At 52.5% G+C, this 18,845-nt stretch carries 17 protein-coding genes and 1 CRISPR repeat array (1 of these 18 running past the window's edge); of the genes, 8 read left to right on the top strand and 9 right to left on the bottom strand.

Annotated features, from left to right (window positions below; genetic code table 11):
- The 7 genes from R2K26_RS11900 to R2K26_RS11870 form a co-directional block, all read right to left on the bottom strand.
- Window positions 1-1,066: type IV secretory system conjugative DNA transfer family protein (locus R2K26_RS11900; RefSeq protein ID WP_316521519.1), on the bottom strand; the 1,066-nt coding region annotated here is incomplete at its 3' end.
- Entirely contained in the window at window positions 1,063-1,533 is a 471-nt protein-coding gene (locus R2K26_RS11895) for a PcfB family protein (protein ID WP_025543433.1), read from the bottom strand. The genes R2K26_RS11895 and R2K26_RS11900, both read right to left, overlap by 4 nt.
- A gap of 91 nt (window positions 1,534-1,624) precedes the next feature.
- Window positions 1,625-2,674, bottom strand: a complete 1,050-nt coding sequence (locus R2K26_RS11890; protein ID WP_316521503.1) for a hypothetical protein — start codon at window positions 2,672-2,674, stop codon at window positions 1,625-1,627.
- A gap of 14 nt (window positions 2,675-2,688) precedes the next feature.
- Window positions 2,689-3,402, bottom strand: coding sequence for an antirestriction protein ArdA (locus tag R2K26_RS11885; RefSeq protein WP_117567937.1), 714 nt, complete (start codon window positions 3,400-3,402; stop codon window positions 2,689-2,691).
- 4 nt (window positions 3,403-3,406) lie between these two features.
- The gene (locus R2K26_RS11880; RefSeq protein WP_012741700.1) at window positions 3,407-4,492 is read right to left on the bottom strand and encodes a DNA cytosine methyltransferase; all 1,086 of its coding nucleotides are present in this window, start codon (window positions 4,490-4,492) and stop codon (window positions 3,407-3,409) included.
- Window positions 4,479-4,835, bottom strand: a complete 357-nt coding sequence (locus tag R2K26_RS11875; RefSeq protein WP_009901612.1) for a hypothetical protein — start codon at window positions 4,833-4,835, stop codon at window positions 4,479-4,481. The genes R2K26_RS11880 and R2K26_RS11875 overlap by 14 nt, the downstream gene beginning before the upstream one ends.
- 309 nt (window positions 4,836-5,144) lie before the next feature.
- Window positions 5,145-6,524, bottom strand: coding sequence for a ParB/RepB/Spo0J family partition protein (locus R2K26_RS11870; RefSeq protein WP_316521495.1), 1,380 nt, complete (start codon window positions 6,522-6,524; stop codon window positions 5,145-5,147).
- A gap of 401 nt (window positions 6,525-6,925) precedes the next feature.
- On the opposite strand from R2K26_RS11870, the gene R2K26_RS11865 reads away from it, so the two are divergent.
- Window positions 6,926-9,679: an AAA family ATPase gene (locus R2K26_RS11865; protein ID WP_316521492.1), complete on the top strand. Its 2,754-nt coding sequence runs from the start codon at window positions 6,926-6,928 to the stop codon at window positions 9,677-9,679.
- 159 nt (window positions 9,680-9,838) lie between these two features.
- Window positions 9,839-11,974 carry a CRISPR-associated helicase Cas3' gene (cas3, locus tag R2K26_RS11860; RefSeq protein WP_316521489.1) on the top strand — a complete coding sequence of 712 codons (2,136 nt, stop codon included), beginning with the start codon at window positions 9,839-9,841 and terminating at the stop codon, window positions 11,972-11,974.
- A gap of 108 nt (window positions 11,975-12,082) precedes the next feature.
- On the opposite strand, the gene R2K26_RS11855 is transcribed toward cas3, so the two are convergent.
- Window positions 12,083-12,505: a type II toxin-antitoxin system HicB family antitoxin gene (locus R2K26_RS11855; RefSeq protein ID WP_316521483.1), complete on the bottom strand. Its 423-nt coding sequence runs from the start codon at window positions 12,503-12,505 to the stop codon at window positions 12,083-12,085.
- 42 nt (window positions 12,506-12,547) lie between these two features.
- Window positions 12,548-12,736 (bottom strand): type II toxin-antitoxin system HicA family toxin, encoded by a 189-nt coding sequence (locus R2K26_RS11850; RefSeq protein WP_316521480.1) that lies wholly within the window; start codon window positions 12,734-12,736, stop codon window positions 12,548-12,550.
- Between the two features lie 192 nt (window positions 12,737-12,928).
- On the opposite strand from R2K26_RS11850, the gene cas5c reads away from it, so the two are divergent.
- Genes cas5c through cas2 form a run of 6 tightly spaced genes read left to right on the top strand, consistent with a single transcriptional unit; the run spans window position 12,929 to window position 18,272 of the window.
- Window positions 12,929-13,576 (top strand): type I-C CRISPR-associated protein Cas5c, encoded by a 648-nt coding sequence (cas5c, locus tag R2K26_RS11845; protein ID WP_396897247.1) that lies wholly within the window; start codon window positions 12,929-12,931, stop codon window positions 13,574-13,576.
- Window positions 13,573-15,348: a type I-C CRISPR-associated protein Cas8c/Csd1 gene (gene cas8c, locus R2K26_RS11840; RefSeq protein WP_316521474.1), complete on the top strand. Its 1,776-nt coding sequence runs from the start codon at window positions 13,573-13,575 to the stop codon at window positions 15,346-15,348. Before cas5c ends, cas8c begins: the two co-directional genes overlap by 4 nt.
- A 2-nt stretch (window positions 15,349-15,350) precedes the next feature.
- Entirely contained in the window at window positions 15,351-16,274 is a 924-nt protein-coding gene (cas7c, locus tag R2K26_RS11835; RefSeq protein WP_308449382.1) for a type I-C CRISPR-associated protein Cas7/Csd2, read from the top strand.
- Window positions 16,275-16,946, top strand: a complete 672-nt coding sequence (gene cas4 / locus R2K26_RS11830; RefSeq protein ID WP_316521470.1) for a CRISPR-associated protein Cas4 — start codon at window positions 16,275-16,277, stop codon at window positions 16,944-16,946.
- A complete protein-coding gene (gene cas1c / locus R2K26_RS11825) occupies window positions 16,943-17,974 on the top strand; it encodes a type I-C CRISPR-associated endonuclease Cas1c (RefSeq protein WP_316521466.1) in 1,032 nt (343 codons plus the stop codon). Before cas4 ends, cas1c begins: the two co-directional genes overlap by 4 nt.
- A gap of 7 nt (window positions 17,975-17,981) precedes the next feature.
- Window positions 17,982-18,272 carry a CRISPR-associated endonuclease Cas2 gene (gene cas2 / locus R2K26_RS11820; RefSeq protein WP_316521462.1) on the top strand — a complete coding sequence of 97 codons (291 nt, stop codon included), beginning with the start codon at window positions 17,982-17,984 and terminating at the stop codon, window positions 18,270-18,272.
- Window positions 18,273-18,451: 179 nt separating this feature from the next.
- A CRISPR array of direct repeats spans window positions 18,452-18,845; the repeat unit is 33 nt; unit sequence GTCGCCCTCCACCCGGAGGGCGTGGATAGAAAT; it runs 2,336 nt beyond the window's last position.

The following is an 18,845-nucleotide window of genomic DNA, read 5'->3' as shown; positions in this document are numbered from 1 at the left end:
GAGCTGTGATTTTCTCATTTTTTCTCATAACTTGCGCTCCTTTCTTCGGTTTTAGGTTGTGTGTTCTAAGAGACTTCCCAACCGCTTGATTAAGAAGTCTTTTAGAGCATACAACACCGCTGGCGAGCTTGTATTTCTTATACTGCCTCACGGCGAAGTGCTGGGGGCTGCGGTGTTCCAGCCCGTCAAACATATAGTCCACCGCGTTTTTGAAGGTTTCGTCATCCTCCCGGACTTCCATGCTGTTTATCATTTCCACCAGCGTATTCATGTTGCGTTCTTCCTCCGGCCCCTCAAAGACGATGTAGGACACAAGGGCGCAGTACAAGAGGGTTTCTGCTTTTGTCCAGAACTCGTCGCCCTCCTTGCCGTCGCCTTTGGTGTTGGCAATCAGGGCGGTAACAAATTTCAAAACATCGCTTTCTGTCTTGATATAGGCCAGCGGATTGTAGTGCATGGATTTTGAAAAGTCGATACTGTTGAACACCCGCACCCTGTATTTCTCCCGTTGCAGAAACCGCCCGCACTGGTCGAGAGTGCCGCCCTTCGGGTCTACCACCACATACGAGGAATGGGCTTGAAGGAGCTGCGGGGTCAACCAGAACCTTGTCTTTCCCGAGCCGGACGATCCGATGACACAGGCGTTTAGGTTCCGGGCATTGGCGGGTATCTTCGGACGGGTGTTCATGGTAAGGAACTCCGTCCCGGTCAGAATGACATTGTTCTGAAATTTAGGGTCAACAAATGGCTTTATATCTTCCTTTGTTCCAAAGCGGGCGGTGCCGTACTCCGCATCCCGCCGGAATTTTTTCGCCTGCCTGATCTTTGACTGTATCAGCAGATACATCCCAGCCGCACCGGCAAGGCCCACCAGCAGGTCAATACCTCCCAGCCCCGGCCAGTAGGTTTCAAAGGCTTTGGGGAAGGTATCAAGCATCCCCATGAGCTTTGTCCCGAAGTCTGTGCCGGGGGCGATCCGGTAGGCCGTCCCGATTTTGGAGAAAAACCAGAACACAAAGAGGTACGGCAGGTTTGGGAGCACATATTTTCTGATCTTGTCACTCAACGTCCGTCCTTCACCGCCTCTCTGGTCCGCTGCTTTTCCTTTGCCTGCGTCCTGATTTGCTCCGTGAATTTCCGAAGCTGACCGAGGATGGAAGCCTTGTCCTGCTCTTTGTTCAGCACCTTTGCGCTGTACTTCTGGAAGGCCGCCGTGATAGCGTCCGCCTGATTGGCTTTGAAAAACAGCAGGTAATGACCGGGGCTCACTTTATGGAAAGCGTAGTCCACATGGAACTCCTTCGCGATCCGGTCAAAATCCTTTGGAGCTCCCACATAGGGCATGGCACTTTTGCCGCCATAGTGGTTCATCAGCTTTTTCACGCTCTGGCGTCCCTGCGGGGTCAGCGCCTTCTGGTGGTGCTTTTGCAGCGCCCGAACCACCTTGCCAAGAGCGGCAGCCAGCACTTTTCCTGTGAGCTTCGTTGTCCTGATCGAAAGGGCAACCGTTTTTTGGTTTACTTCTTCCTGCATAAAACCTCCTTTCCGTCGGGGTTCCCGCTATCCGGGAGGCCCCCGTACAATCTCGGGGAACAGAAAACCTCGGGCCAATGTGGCCCGAGGCTTACCGCTCGGCATCTCTGCCGGACGGAGCTTTCTTTTCCGGCTCCGTCTGGACTTTTTCGCCCTGTTCCCGCATGGTCTGCAAGATAGAGGGCTTCTTTTGAAGCTGGGAGGGCTTTTCGCCGGACAGCGGCTTGATACATTCCAGACAGTCAGCCGCCCGGATGGCGTTGTCCGTGAGCTGCCTCTGCCATGCGCCCACGCTGGGAGCCCAACGAAAGCCGCTGCTTTTCAGCTCGGCCCGGGTGTCCGCGTCAGGCTTTCCGTCAAAGAACACCTGCAAGCGGTTGTCCTCCCGGTTCATTTCCACACGACCCCCATCGAACTCCCAGCCGGAAAATTCCTGCTGTGCCTGTTTGGAAAGCTGTTCGATACGGGCCTTTACCCGGCGGATCTCCGCATTGTTATTGGTAAGCTGGTAACTTTCAAAGGGCCTCGGGTCGCTTCGCCAACTTGACGCCATGCTTGCTTTCAGCTTTTCGATCTGGTCCGGCGACAGCAGCGCACAGCCGTCCAGCTTGCCATGCTTGCGGTAATAGGCGTTGACCTCCTTCATAATGAGCTGGGAGCGTTCCAGCCCGTCCAGCTTCTTCTGGAGCTTTTCGATCGCTGCCGGGTCATCGGCGCTGATCCCGCCCATGCCGGTACTGCATATCTTATCCAGCAGCCCTTGAATATACCGCCATTCCTCCATGTTGCTGTCCCGGGCCCGGTTCTGTTTTTCCTTCTTTCCCACCGGGAAATTGGCAGGTCCGGCGATCATCACAGAGGGAACCCTTGCGTCAATGGCAAAGCCCTGGTTCATGTTTTCGGCCAGCTTGCGGGCGTAGGTGTCTAACAGATGGTCGATCTTCTCATGGTACATGGGGTCCACCCGGGATTTCTGCTTTTCCGCTACGGCGGCGGCCTTGTCCACCATTGCCCGGTATTCCGCCGTTGCGCTCCCTTCCTTGTAGTCGGAAAAGCTGTTCATTTCTTTTGCCCGGCGGGCGGCTCCTTCATTGATAGGGTAATAGTTGATGGTATGCACCTCCTTTATGCTTCGGGCCATGCTGGCCCGAAGTCTTACCGTTCTTCATGAGAAGGCCCCGCCTTGTCCTTTTTCGGAGCGGGTGGGGCTTCTTGAAACCGTTTGAGTGTAGCGAGAATGGAGTGGACAGGCTCGGCCTTTTCAGGATAGGCAAATATCCGGTGTTCCGGCGGAATGTCCTGCGGCCCGTGGTAATACTCCTTGAAGCCCTCCGGGACTGCCGACACATACCCACCGGGAGCGAATACGCCGCCCTCGTTGATACGCACATCCCGCCCGTATGCCTCATAATCGAAGTAGTTCTGAATGTGCTCCGGTATGTCGATAGTCCCAAGCTCGTCGGCGTAAAGACGGCCCAGCCCTTCATCATCGGAAATATCCGGGTAAAAGCGGTAAAGGTCAAGGTTCTGCGTCAGGTTTATCAAATCCTTCACGCTCCTTGTGTGGTTTCCCAAGACAAGAGCGGCTTCAAAGGTTTCCAGTCCGCCCTTATCCCGTACTTCCAGCAGGGCGTGGCCCAGCTCGTTCAGCTCGTCGATGTTCTCACATTCGTAGAGATGATCGTAGAGCCCCAGCACATCACTGTCAAAGCTGGTAAAGAACACTTCGCTGTACCGTTTCCCGTCTATCCCGATTTTGGCAAGGGCGGCCTGCAACTCCTGTGTCGTCATGGGGAAATGTACCGTTGTCCCTACCTCAATCCCCATTAAGGGGTATAGGGCTGTATTGGTTATATAGGCTTCAAACATGGGCTCATTCCTCCTTTCCGGCCCGGTCAGCCAGCACCTCATAAATCCCGGCCATAATGTAATCGGCGCAAGGGAGGGCAATCGCATTTCCCAGCGCCTTGTAGCGTTGCAGAGGCCGGATCTCCACGCCGTCCGCCCCGTACTTTGTCCAGCCCTCCGGCAGCCCCATCAGCCGTTCACTTTCTGTTTCCGTCAGAAAACGGATACAGCCGCCCTCCGGGTCGCCCTCATACCAGAAGGCAAAGGGCGTTACATCACTGGCTAAAAGAGTGGGAAAAGGGTCAGTTGGTAATCCGAAGCTGTTTCGGAAGGCCGTTTCTTCCTGCCTTTTTGCCGCTCCCCGCATACGGAAGCACTGAAAGGGGTGGATGACTGGTATCTGCCGCCCTGTTTCAAAAGAAGCTGTTCGATCTCCTTCGGCGGCGGCCCGCCCGCCCTCTCCGCAAGGCGGAGGAAGTGGGAGCATTGGACGGGGCTTAAATAGTATGTCTGCGGCACGTCTGCCTCCAAAATCCGCCACGACGAAAATCCGCTGCCTTCGTGCCAGCCTTCGGGAGCCTGCCCAATACTGGGCGTCCATGAGCCGCCAGCACACATCAGGCGTTCCCCCTCGCACCATTCCGGCGTTTCCCCATCTTCCCGAAGGAGGCATTGGAACTTCGGTGTCCGAGAAGGCGGATAGGACGGCTCTAAAGTCCATCCGGTCATTTGTAGAAAACGCTCCCATGACGTTTTCCCAAACAGCGATAGCTGGATATAGGTTATCAGTAGCATCCCTCATTTCCTGTATGATACGAAACGCCTGATAGAACAGACTTGATTTTGCCCCGGCAAGGCCGGAGCGGTTGCCGATCAGAGAAAGGTTCTGACAGGGGGAACCGAAGGTAATTATATGGACAGGTGGGATTTTCCCGCCGTCCACCTTCGTAATATCCCCCAAATGCACCATGTCGGGAAAGTGCCTTTTGGTTATGGAGATGGGCGCTTTTTCAATCTCGCTGGCCCATACCGGACGGATACCGCACCGGGAAGCAGCCAGAGGGAACACGCCGATCCCGTCGAAAAGGCTTCCCAGCTTAATGTCCGGCATGGCCCGGGGTACCATGTCCCTTCACGGCAAGCACCCCTTCCAGTGTGGTCGCCGCAATGCCCAGCCGCCCGGCAACCGCAATATCGTTTTTTACATCCTCGTCCACAACGCTGCCACAGACGATCAGGGTATGGGAGCGTCGCAGCATATCCCGGCGCATATCAATCCCGGCCTTATGTTCCTCGGGAACGCTGTCATTCAAAAACAGCGGCAGGTACAAGAGCGGGCAGATTGGGGAAAAGCCCGCCTCATAAGCAAGGCGGCAGTAGTGGGCCGCCAGCTCCATATCAACATCCGGCTCGCCGCTCCATGCGGCGGTCAGGTATGCTAAAGGTCGTTTCATTGGTTGAGCCTCCATTTCTGTTTTGGTTTAGGGAAAAGCAAGAGTTCGCCCAACCCCTCCGCCCCTTCCCCCGGGAAGGGGAACGGCTCTGGAGAATTTATATCCCCGTCGCTTGACCGGGAAAAAGCATAACCGGGAGAAATCCGTCAAGGGTGCCTCTGGCACCGCCTGCGGCGGCGCTGCCCTTGACTGATTTTCCCGGCTATGCTACGGAATAACTGGCGACGGGGAATAATTTATATCTCCAGAGCTTCGGGGCGCGGGGCAGAGCCCCGCAATCCTCGGGCCATGCTGACCCGAAGTTTGGGCTTACTTTTCCTGTTCGGTTTTCTTCTCCGGCTTTTCATGTTCCTTCTGCTGACCCTTCCAGTCGTCCAGCAGCTTGATGATCTGGTCCTTCATTTCCCTCGGCGTAGTTTCCTTGCCGAAATACTTGCTCAGTTCCGCACCTGTCAAAATCACTTTGTCTACCTCCTTTTTGTCCTCCATCATAATGCCGTCGATCACATCCCCGTTGAGCAGCTTCTTTTCGTCCAGCTCACGCATACGCTTTGCCTGCGCCTGCGAAGGAGAGGACTGCTGGCTGTCAATGGCAACGGCGATATAGTTCTGGTTCTTTTTGCTGACATAGGAAAGCTCCACCGCCGTAGTAAAGCCCAGCTTTTTTTCATCCATCAACTTCATCAGGTCGGGAACCAGCTCATTCAGCCGGATATACCGCTGCACCTGCTTGACCGCCATCTTATTGCGCTCGGCCACGATCTCGTTGGAGCGTTTGCCAGCGTCCTTCGGGTCAATCTGGCCCGAAGTGCGGGAGCCCTGGTGCTTGATAGCTTCAAGCTGCATTTTCAAGGCTTTGGCCCGCTCACTGGGGAGGATTTCTTCACGCTGGTTCAGATTATCCTCGACCATCTGGGTGATGGCTTCATCATCCGTCAGGTTTCGGACGATACAGGGCATATCCGCATATCCGGCAAGCTCGCTGGCTTTCTGGCGGCGGTGGCCGGACACGATCTCATAGCCGCCATCCTCACGGGGACGGACGATAGCGGGCTGGGTCACGCCCTTGTCCTTGACGCTGGACACCATAGCCCGCATTTCTTCATCATCCCGAACCTCAAAGGGATGGTTCTTGAAGGCGTGAAGCTCGTTCAGCTTGATATAGACGATCTGTTCCTTGCCCCGGCGTGGTGCATCCTTCGGTTTTTCGGGTTCCTTCGGAGCGGGAGCGGCCTGTACCGTTGGAGCCGTTTTTTTCTCCGGTTCCTTTTTGACCGCATTTTCCGGTTTCTGTGCGGGAGCTTTGGGCTTCGGGGTTGCGGCCTTGTCCTTATCTGCTTTCGGGGGACGGCCCCGGCGCTTCGGCTGTTCCGGCTCTTTGGGTTTTTCTTCCGCTTTCTTCGGAGCCTCCGGCTGCTTTTCCGGTTTTTCCGTTTTTGCCGGGGCAGGCTTTTCCCCGCTGGGAGCTGCCGCCCGTTCCTCGGCTTTCTTTTCCTTCATAATTTCAGCGAAGTTATAGACGGAAACCTGCGGGTTCTTTACCTCCGGTTCCGTCTTTTTTTCCGGCTCCGGAGAAACGGAAACCTTCTCCGGCTCTTTTGGGGGAGCGGGAGGCGTTTCCTTGCCCGGCCCGCTATCCGTTACCGGCTGTTCCGGCGTTTTTGTGGTTTTATCATCTGCCATAAGCATTTACCTCCTGTTTTTTGGCATGAAAAAAGAGGCTCAACTTCTCAGTCAAGCCCCCGTGGGAAGTTCCTCCTTTCTCCGCCATGATACAAAAATACCGCCCGTAGTCTCGTTTGGGCGGTACTTTGTGTAAGATTGGCAGTCCATTATTAAGTTTTTTATTATGTTCCCTTTGTACACCGTTGCAACAGTTCTTATTTGTCAATATTTCTCTATGCAAACCTCAAAACTTCTCATTAAACATTAAATACATATTTTTCCGAATATCGCAAATGATTTTCTACCCCACCCCCCACCTGTCGCTTTTCCACTCACCTAATCCGCACCGCCGATTTTCTGTATTTACATTGGATTTTCCATATGCTATGATGATGTAAATACTATAATAAAAGAGGTATCGATTCATGAATAGAAGAGACATTACACTATCTGATGAGCAACAAATCTTTATCGATACAGCAAAAGCAAGAAAAAACATTCTCGTTGACGCATGTATCGGCAGCGGAAAAACTACTGCTATTCAAAGACTGTGTAGCGAATTACCAAACACTGATAAAATTCTTTATCTTACATACAACAAACTGCTTAAACTTGATGCCAAATCTAAAATCAAAAATAAGAATGCTACAATCACAAATTATCATGGTTTTGCTTATTCGGCTTTAAGTCAAATCGGCGTATCCGTCGCTGTTCCAGAATTGATTCAACGCTTTAACTCTCAAAGACCCGAAATAGACAAATACGACGTTTTGATTATCGACGAATACCAGGATATCGAGCAAGAATTAGCTGAAATGCTTGAATACATCAAATCAACAAACCCCACCATGCAGGTCATTGCTGTCGGCGATATCGACCAGAAGATTTATGATAAAACGACACTCGACATTGTCAGCTTTATCAATGAATTTCTCGGTGATCACATCAACCTCCAATTCACAAATTGCTTTAGAATTTCGTCGGATTTAGCCAGTATGCTCGGTCGCGTTTGGGGCAAAACGATCAACGGCGTTAATTCCAACTGCATCGTAGAGCAGATGAATTTAAACGATGTCGTTGCATTTCTGTCCGAACAGGATCCGAAAGATATTCTCTGTCTCGGCTCAAGAACTGGGAAAATGTCCGATGCATTAAACGCATTGGAAAACACGCATACGGATAAATTCAATAAACGAACGGTCTATGCCAGTATCCGCGATGACGATTCCAGTGCGATAAAGCCAAAAAAGTCATCAGCGATTTTTACCACATACGACAGCAGCAAAGGTATGGAACGAAAGATATGTGTAGTTTTTGATTTTACGGAAAGCTATTGGCAGTCACGAATAGAAAAACCACAGCAATCCTACGAAATATTGAGAAACACCTTTTGTGTCGCCGCCAGCCGTGGAAAAGAACACATCATATTCGTAAACGATCAGGAAGCCATGCTTTCCGAAAAAACATTGTCTGAAAGAACCGAAACAAATTTCAATTTTCAAGACGTAAACATCTCGGAAATGTTTGACTTTAAGTACAAAGAAGACATTGAAAAATGCTATTCTTTATTGGAAATCACGCCACTAGATTACAACAACCATAACGAAATACGTATTAAAAGTAACGATGAACTTATCGATTTATCGCCTTGTATCGGCATTTATCAAGAAGCTGAATTTTTCTCAAATTATAACATTGACAAGGAAATTGAACTCAGAAAAGAGCTTGACGGTAATCGTAAAAAAGAAAAATACGATAAAATCTTATCAGAAAAGTCAATTGAAAAGAAAATTCTATTCTTAGTATCCGAAGAGACTAAGCAAAAACGATACAGAACGCAAGTTAATCTTCCTTTCGTGCCCGAAGAAAGTCGACTAAAACTTATAGATAGATTAAAAACAAAATTTTCGGAAAACGAAAATGTTCAGGTTCACTGTGAAATTCCATTTTTAGATAAAAACGGCAGAAAAATATGCAATGCAATAGGGTTTGCTGATGTTGTTAACGATGAAACCGTTTATGAACTTAAATTCGTTTCAGAACTTAAGCATACACATTTTCTGCAATGTGCCTGCTATATGATAGCTTTAAATTTGGATAAAGGTATTCTATGGAACACTCGAAACAACAAGGCATACGTCATAAAAATACTTGATCGAAATGCGTTTTTGACTTCGGTAATTCGCACCATAACCAAAGGCCATATATGCGAATATCATAAGACCAAATTCGCCGTTATCGATACGGAAACTAATTTTGACGGCGAAGCCATGTCTATAGGTATCGTCATCGCAGATACTCAAACATATCAACCCGTTGATGCTAAATACTACGTTCTGAACCCCGAATACAAAACAGGTGGTATGTTTTCACATGCCTTGCAAATAGAGGAAAATGCTCCAAATATGATTGATACCCGAGAGGTTATATTGTTAAATGTCAAAAGCTTATTGAAAAAACATAATGTGAAGTCGATTTTTGCCTATAACGCCTCTTTTGATTACAAACTTTTGCCCGAATTGTTACAGTATGATTGGTATGACATCATGAAATTGGCAGCTTACAAACAGTACAATTCTAAAATTACAGGTACCATGGACTGCTATTCCACAGGAAAACTAAAGCGTAATGCTGGCGTCGAAAGCATAATGAAACTTCTCACCGGTGACTGTTCTTACCACGAAAAGCATAACGCCGTTTACGACGCAATGGATGAGCTGAAAATCATGAAATATCTTGGACGAAAGTTTGAAGATTATAGCAAAGCAACATATAGGCCAAAAACCGTTTCCAAACAAAGCGCTTCCAGTATAAATTCAAACCGTTACAAAAAAACTGCGACAGTTGAAAACAGTTCAAGCATTCTATATCATGTCGGTGATAAAGTTGAACACGCTGCCTTTGGTACAGGTATCATTCTTTCCATCCAACCAATTGGAAATGACAATCTGCTCGAAATTGAATTTAGCCGTGTAGGCACAAAAAAACTTTTCGCCAAATTTGCAAGATTGGAAAGACAAGCAACAGCTGAAAGTAATCCCACCTTACACAAGAACATAACTCCACAACTGGTAGATGAACAAATTAGCTGCCCTATTCCTGAAAAGAGCATTGATGCCCATAAAAAGAAAAGTCTGTTCGAGCAAATTTTCAAAAAAGTCTTCAATTCAAAATCCTAACTCTCTCCCGCGATATCTGCCAAATATCGTGGGATTTTTTCTACTCCCGCCCCCGCCTGTCGCTTTTCCGCTCACCTTACCTATTCTTCAAATTTAGCATATTTACATTGTACTTTTCCCGTGCTATGATGGTCTTAACAAAGACGAAAAGGTGATTTTATGGCGAAAAAGCTGGCACATATAAGTGAAGATCATTCCCGCGAGCAAACCGTATACGAACACCTCACCGGCACGGCAGAGCTTGCAAAGCAGTTTGCCGCCGCATTCGGCGCGGAGGAAGACGGCTATCTGCTCGGTTTACTGCACGACATCGGCAAGTACAGCGATGCCTTTCAGCATCGATTAGACGGCGGCGTGCGCGTAGACCACTCCACGGCCGGCGCAAAAGAAGCTTGCGCGCACGGTGTCGGGTATCTGGCGCTCGCCATCGCAGGCCATCACGGCGGCATACCGAATTTCGGCTCCCGCGCCGATACCAAAAACGACGCTACCCTCTCGGGCCGCTTAAAACGCGACCTCGAACCGTATGACGATTGGAAAAACGAAGTCACTCTGCCGCCGGTCAAACCCTTTAACGTGCGAGAATTCAACACCGGGTTTCGGCTCTCGTTTTATATCCGCATGCTGTTTTCTTGCCTTGTTGATGCCGATTTCATCGACACCGAAACCTTTATGGACGGCGCACCTGCCCCGCGCGGCAACTACGATGCGCTCCCTGCGCTGCTCGACCGCTTGGAAACGTACATCGCACCGTGGTATCCGCCCAAAACCGAGCTCAACCGAAAGCGCTGCGCCATTTTGGATGCGTGCAAGGCCTCCGGCAGCACCGCCGCACCGGGTGTTTATACGCTTACCGTGCCGACGGGTGGCGGAAAAACGACCGCTGCCATGGCATTTGCGCTGACCGCTGCCGTGCAAAACTGCATGAGCCGCGTTATCTACGCCGCGCCGTACACGTCCATCATCGACCAAAACGCCGATACGTTTGAAAAAATCTTCGGCACGGAAAACGTCATCGAGCACCACAGCAGCGCGGAATATCTCTTTTCCGAAAGCCCGAACCCCGCAGAGTACCGCAAAATGCTGGCCGCAGAAAACTGGGACACCCCCATCATCGCCACGACCACCGTGCAGCTGTTTGAGTCCCTGTTTGCGAGCAAACCCGCCCGCTGCCGCAAGCTGCACAACCTCGCCAACAGCGTGCTCATCTTAGACGAAGTGCAGACGCTGCCCATGCCGTATCTAAAGCCGTTCACGGCGGCGCTTGCCGAGCTTGCCCGGAAGTACGGCGTCATTGTCGTCCTGTGCACCGCCACGCAGCCCGCGTTAGACGGTGTTTTTGCCGATTTGAAAATCGACCTGCCGATCAAAGAGATCTGTCCCAATGTCCCTGAAAATTTCGAGACCTTCCGCCGCACGAAAATCGCGCAGCACACATTTGACAGCACAGAATCGCTCACCGCCGAGCTCACCGCGCTGCCGCAGGTGCTTTGCATCGTCAACCGCATCGCAGACGCACAGAAAATCTATCAAGCACTGCCGGAAGACGGCGCGTACTGCCTCACCACGCACCTGTGCCCTGCCCACCGCAAAGCGCGCATTAAGGAAATTCGCGAGCGCCTAAAAATCGGCCTGCCCTGCCGCGTCGTTTCCACCTCGCTCATCGAAGCCGGTGTCGATGTGGATTTCCCGCGCGTTTACCGCGAAGAAGCCGGGCTTGATTCCGTCCTGCAAGCCGCCGGCCGCTGCAATCGCGAGGGCAAGCGCCCGCTAGATGAAAGCCTCGTGACCGTCTTCACCGTCCAGAACACCACCCCGCCGCCCTACATGCGCCAGCCCGCCGCAGCCATGAAGAACATTTCAAAACGCATGGAGGACATCACTTCGTTAGCTGCAATCCGCGCGTATTTTGAGTTCTATCGCGATTTGTACGGCAAAGAAGATCTCGACCGTGAGAAGATTCTCATAGCGTTCGAAAACGAGATGCTCCCGTTCGCCTCCGTTGCGGAAAAGGTACGGGTCATTGAAAGCTGCACCACGCCCGTGTATATCCCGATCGACCAAGGCGAAGCCCTCGTCGAGCAGCTGTATCGCGGCGAACGCAGCCGCACCCTGTTCAGAAAGCTCGGGCAGTACAGCGTGAACGTCTACCCGCAGCAGCTCGCTGCCCTGCGCGAAGCCGGCGCCGTGCAGAGCATCGACGGCGGCGCACTCTATGTCCTCGCCGATCCCCGCCGCTACGACAGTGCCCTCGGCCTCACCCTCGACCAAACCGAAACCGCTCTGTTTATATAAAATAGAAAAGCCGGTAAGGCAAACCCTTACCGACCTCTCTATACAAATCAACAACAATTATTTCTACCCACACTGCCTGTAAAAACAGACAGCGACCTTAACTTGATTTTATCCCATATGCAGTTGGGCTTTCAGCGCGTCCTGAAGGACCTGCGAAAAGTTGATGTTCTGCTCCAAGGCGGCGGTGTTCAGCCATGCGGGAATGGTCAGCGTCTTTTTGACGGCTTTTTCAAAGTGTGTTTTGGCGTATTCTTCCACGTCCACGGTGATGATGTTCACGAACGCGCCTTCCGTCGGCACTTCCAGCTCGGCGGCGACGTCTGCAAGGCGGATCGCGTCCACGGGCGAGGGCGCCGGGGCGGCTTCACCGTCTTTTTTCAGCCAGTACAGATACCCGGCAAGGCAATCGACCGCCATGCGCAGCGCCTCATCGAGCGTTTCGCCGCAGGTGGACAGATCGCTTAGATCGGGGAAAACAACAGAATAACCGCTTTCTTCCTTAAAAAAACAAGCGGGATAAGCTGACAGCATAAAATCGACCTCCTGATATAGTCTAAGCGGAAGCGGGGGAGATTATTTCAAACCTGCCTGCTTCAAAATGGAATTTTCCGTGCCTTTCGGAATGTCCTTGCAATGAAACGGAATGGTGACCTTGCCGGGCTTCGTCGGGTGCGTATAATGGCGGTACGAACCCGTCTGCATCTTGAACACCCAGCCGTCTTCTAAAATGATCCGTTCCAGTTCCTTTGGCTTCTTCGGCATTTCAATTCCCCTCCTGATTCAAATCTATTATACCATATGATACGTATTAAAGCAATACGTATTCAAATTATACTTTATAAGTTCCGTAAAAAATAGACCAAATTCAAATTTTATCTTGACAAGTTCAAATAATCGTTATATAGTTGGATTATAAAAACAACATCAATTGAAGTTTGAAAGGAGTTGATCTTATTGATTCAGTTGGAAGTCTGGGGCCCGTATGCGTTATTCACACGCGGAGAGATGAAAGTCGAGCGTGTAAGCTACGATGTCCCCACCCCGTCCGCCGCGCGCGGTATAGTTGAAAGTCTGTATTATCACCCCGGAATACGCTGGCATATCCGCCGCATCTACGTTTTGAACCCCATCGAGTTTACCACCATTCGGCGCAACGAAGTAAAAAGCAAAATTCTCGGGGGCACCGCCATGCGCATCGCGCAGGGCAAGGAAGATGAGCCGTACCTCGTCACGACGAAACAGATTGTCCAGCGTGCCTCCATGGTGCTGACAAATGTCCACTATGTCATCGAAGCGGAGTTCGAGATGCTGCCGGAAAAAGCCGCACCCGGCGATAACCCCGGCAAGTTTCAGGACATCGTCACGCGCCGCATGAGAAAAGGCCAGTGCTTTTCCACCCCGTACTTCGGCTGCCGCGAGTTTCCCGCACACTTCAAGCAGTGGGAGGGTGGCCCGATCCCGACGATTGACGAGACGCGCGATCTCGGCTTTATGCTGTACGATTTCGATTATTCCGACCCACAAAATATCACGCCCCTGTATTTCCGTGCCAAAATGGAGCACGGTGTCATTCAGGTGGCCGGCTGCGAGGTGTTCAGATGATCCTGCAAGCCTTAGTTCAGTATTACGAAGCGCTTCTTGCCCGCGGTGAGATCGACCGCCCGGGCTGGAGCAAAGTCAATGTCAGCTGGCGTCTGGACCTAAACCCGGACGGTTCCCTTTTCGATGTTTCTCCTCTCCAAAAGCCCTCTCCAAACGGTAAAAAGATGCTGCCGCAGCAGCTCGCCGTGCCCGCACAGGTCAAGCGCTCTTCCGGTGTTGCGGCAAATTTTCTGTGTGATACGTCTTCCTACCTGCTCGGCGTGGACGACAAGGGTAAGCCCGAGCGCACCAAAGCTTGCTTTGAAGCCAGCCGCGAAAAGCATCTGGAAATTTTGAAAGATACCCCCGGTGAAGCCGCCGCAGCCGTCCGTGCGTTTTTCGATACCTGGAATTCCCCCTCTGCCGTCGAGCACCCTGCTTTGCAGCCCTATCTTTCGGAAATTTATAAGGGCGGCAATCTGATCTTTTATTATAACAATAAGCCCGCGGCAAACGACTATGACATCGCCGCCGCGTGGCAGCAGGCCTATGATTCTGCTTCAGATTCCGACACGCCCACCCGGTGCAGTGTCACCGGCAAGCTCGCCCCCGCCGCGCGTCTGCACGGCAATATTCAAGGTGTGCGCGGCGCACAAAGCTCCGGCGCATCGCTCGTTTCGTTCAACGCCGAGGCCTTCTGCTCCTACGGGCACGAGCAGGGCGAGAACGCTCCCGTCAGCACCTACGCCATGACCGCCTACACGCAGGCGCTAAACTACCTGCTGCGCAGTGATAATGTCCGCCGCATCGGCGACGTCACCGTCGTATATTGGGTGGAAAATGCCGATCCTGCCATCGCCGCATTTGCGGGAGCTATGCTTTTCGGTCCGCAGGAACAGTCCGATTGGAGCGAAAACGACATTTTAGGCGCAATTCAAAAACTCGTATCCGGCAGAACAGCCGACCTACAGGACATGCACCTCAGCCCCGATACACACTTTTACATTCTGGGGCTCGCGCCGAACGCCGCGCGTCTTTCCGTTCGCTTTTTCTGGCAGGATACCTTCACAAAGCTCGCCAAAAACGTGAACGCCCATTACGAGCGTTTGGAGATCACCCGCCCGGCCTACGAAAAATTCGACACGCTTTGGCCCTACACCCTCGCGTGCTCTGCCGTCCGCTTTTCCAAAGACTGGAAAAAAGCCGATGAAGAGCTGCAAAAATCCTTCCCGCGCCTTTCCGGCGACCTGCTCACTTCCATCCTAAACGATACGCGCTACCCCGCCACTTTACTAAACGGCACCGCGCAGCGCATCCGCGCCGAGCACGATGTCACCTGGGCGCGCGCGTCCGTCATAAAAGCTTATTATTCTAAAAACGAAGACCCGCTTTGTCCAAAGGAGGTTTTGACCGTGTCCGTAAACAAAGAAAGCACCAATATCCCCTACAATCTCGGCCGCCTGTTCGCCGTTTTGGAGCGCACGCAGGAAGCCGCAAACCCCAACATCAACACCACCATCAAAGACCGTTTTTTCAACTCCGCTTCCGCTACGCCGAGCCTTGTGTTCCCCACGCTCATCAATCTGGCGCAGAAGCACCTCGCAAAGCTCAACGAGGGTCAGCGGATTGCACTGGATAAATCCATCGGCGAACTTTCGGACAAGCTCGGCGAAACCTTCCCAAAGCAGCTTATGCTCGCAGAACAGGGCGCGTTCCAGCTCGGCTACTACCAGCAGCGTCAGGAATATTTTAAGAAAAAGGCAGACACTACCGAACAGAAAGAGGAGGCATAACCATGCGTGAACCCATTCAAAACCGCTACGATTTCGTGATCTTATTCGATGTGGAAAACGGCAACCCCAACGGCGACCCCGACGCCGGCAACATGCCGCGCGTAGACCCGGAAACCGGCAACGGCATCATAACCGATGTGTGCCTAAAGCGCAAGATCCGCAACTACGTGCAGGACGTCAAAGAAGATGAGTCCGGCTGGCGTATTTACATTAAGGATCAGGTGCCGCTCAACCGCAGCGACCTCGAAGCCGGAGAAGCGCTCGGCATCGGCGAAGAGCTTGCCGAGATCCAAAAAGGCAAGGACGCCAAAAAGATTGTGACAAAGCTCCGCAGCAATGACCCGGATATCGACCTCAAGCTCCGTGACTTCATGTGCAGCGAGTTTTTCGACATCCGCACATTCGGCGCAGTCATGACAACATTCGTAAAGGGCGCTTTAAACTGCGGTCAGGTGCGCGGCCCGGTGCAGCTCGGCTTTGCCCGCTCCATCGACCCCATCGTGCCGCAGGAGGTCACCATTACCCGCACTGCCATCACCACCGAATCCGACGCCCAGAACAAAACCACCGAAATGGGCCGCAAATACGTCGTGCCCTACGGTCTTTACCGCGCAGAGGGCTTCGTTTCCGCCAACCTCGCCCGCCGCGTGACCGGCTTCTCCGAAGAAGACCTTCAAATGCTCTGGCAGGCCATTCTCAATATGTTTGAAAACGACCACAGCGCCGCCCGCGGCAAAATGGCCGTGCGCGAGCTCATCATCTTCAAGCACGCGTCCGAGCTCGGCAACGCCGCTTCCTATAAGCTGTTTGATGCCGTAACGGTTAAAAAGGTCGACGGCGTAGCCGTCCCGCGCAAATTCTCCGATTACACCGTCACCGTTTCCGAAGACCTGCCCGAAGGCGTCACCTGCGAACGTCTTTCCTAAATGGACGCGCGTGAAGACGGACTTTTAATGTCTGGCATCCAGCACTTCGCGTTCTGCCGCCGCCAGTGGGCGCTCATCCACATCGAGCAGCAGTGGCAGGAAAATGCCCGCACCGCACAGGGGCAGCTCGACCACGTCCGCTGCCACGATGAAACGTTGTCCGAAAAGCGTGACGACACCTTCACCGTGCGCGGCATGCGCGTGTTCAGCCGTAAATTGAACCTCTCCGGCGCGTGCGACGTCGTAGAGTTTCATAAAGACAAAAACGGCATTTCTTTAGAGGGGCAGCCCGGATTTTGGCTGCCCTACCCCATCGAGTACAAGCACGGCCGCGAAAAAGAGAACGATGCCGACCGCTTGCAGCTCTGCGCCGAAGCCATGGCGCTTGAAGAAATGCTCGTGTGCGATATTCCCGCGGGCGCGCTCTACTACATAGAAACGCGCCGCCGCGAGGTTGTTCCGTTCACGGAAGAACTCCGCCGCAAAACGGAAGACACCGCTGCCGAAATGAACCGCTATTTCGCCCGCGGCTACACACCAAAAGTCAAACCCGGCAAGCACTGCAACGCCTGCTCGTTAAAATCGATTTGCCTGCCGGTGCTGTGCAGCCGTGCAGACCCCGTCTCATACCTGCGCGCCCACATTTTTGAAAGCGAGGAGGATACTCCGTGAGACAACTGCTCAACACCCTGTTCGTGCTCAGCGAAGACGCGTATCTCTCCGTAAACGGCGAAAATGTCGTCATTAGTCGCGAGCAAAAGGAAGTCGCGCGCTTCCCGCTGCACACGCTCGAGGGTATTCTCTGTTTCTCCTACGCCGGCGCAAGTCCCGCCTTGATGGGTGCCTGCGTGCAGCGCGGTGTGGACATCGCGTTTTTCTCCCCGCGTGGGCAGTTTTTGGCACGCACCGTCGGCGAAGAGCATGGCAACATCCTCCTGCGGCAAACGCAGAATCGCGTGTCCGATGATCCCTATCAAAGCTGCCGCTACGCCCGCGGGTTCATCCTCGGCAAGGTCTATAACGCCCGCTGGGTCTTAGAGCGCGCCACGCGTGACCACCCCCAGCGCGTACCCGTGGAAGCGCTTAAAACAGCCGCCGCACAAATGGCACAGTCTTTGCCGCTCATCGCCTCCTGCGAAGACCCCGCGCAGCTGCTCGGCTTAGAAGGCGAAGCCGCAAAGCTGTATTTTGGTGTGTTTGATCACCTCGTTTTGCAGCAGCAAAGCGACTTCCGTTTTACCTCGCGCAGCCGCCGGCCGCCGCTCGATAACATCAACGCCCTACTTTCATTCGCCTATACACTTCTCACGCGCGACTGCACCGCCGCACTCGAAAGTGCCGGGCTCGACCCGTACATCGGCTTCATGCACCGCCCAAGACCCGGTCGCCGCAGTCTCGCACTCGACCTCATGGAAGAGCTGCGCGCCGTGTATGCCGACCGCTTTGTGCTCTCCTGCGTGAACCGCAAGATCATCACCGCAAAACACCTGCAAAAGCAGGAAAGCGGCGCCGTGCTTTTAACGGACGACGGTCGCCGCGCATTTCTCGGCGCATGGCAAAGCAAAAAGCAGGAGCAGATCACGCACCCGTTTTTAAAAGAGAAGATTCCGTGGGGACTCGTGCCCTACGTGCAGGCACTCCTGCTCGCCCGCACCCTGCGCGGCGATCTGGAAGCGTATCCGCCGTTTTTCTGGAAGTGAGGTCAAAATGCTGGTCTTAATTACCTACGACGTCAACACGGAGACCGCCGCCGGGAAAAAGCGTCTCCGCAAAGTCGCTAAAAAGTGTGTAGACCATGGGCAGCGCGTACAAAACTCCGTTTTCGAGTGCTTGCTGACCGCCGCGCAGTATGTTACACTGAAGGCAGAGCTCACCGCGCTCATCGAGCCCGAAACGGACAGCCTGCGGTTTTACCGCCTCGGCAATCAATATAAGCAAAATGTAGAGCACGTCGGCGTACAGCCCACCTACGCGCAGGATTCCGTCCTGCTCATCTGATTACCCGCAGTGCGAAGCCAAAGCGCACACGCTTTTCCCGCTTCCTTCGCACCAAATCAAAACCCAAAATTTGTCCTTTTTAAAACTCCACCGGCAAATTTTTCTCTTTCCGCGTCTTAAAGAGGCAAATTCTTCTCCCTTTTGCGCAAAAAAAGACGAAAACTTTGTCCGTTTTTGCTGTCGCCTTCCACCCGGAGGGCGTGGATAGAAATGTTTACAATTTGTTCACAGTTTGTTAACACATTTGTCGCCCTCCACCCGGAGGGCGTGGATAGAAATATTGAAAATCTGCGTTTTGATTTCATACAATTTGGTCGCCCTCCACCCGGAGGGCGTGGATAGAAATAATGCAAGAGCATATATCTGGAAAAAGATAAGGGAGTCGCCCTCCACCCGGAGGGCGTGGATAGAAATGCAAAGCGACATCGAGGAGCTGTTCAAAAATTAGAGTCGCCCTCCACCCGGAGGGCGTGGATAGAAATAAGCACTTTAGTGGGATAATCTGCCCATTCGCAGTCGCCCTCCACCCGGAGGGCGTGGATAGAAATATATCACCTCTTTTCGGATTGTCCT

It is taken from the genome of Neglectibacter sp. CSJ-5 (assembly GCF_032490475.1).
In the GTDB taxonomy this organism is placed as follows: Bacteria; Bacillota; Clostridia; order Oscillospirales; family Acutalibacteraceae; genus Hominenteromicrobium; species Hominenteromicrobium mulieris.
The sequence above is the reverse complement of the archived record's forward strand: the minus strand, read 5'-3'. Positions and strand labels throughout refer to the sequence as shown.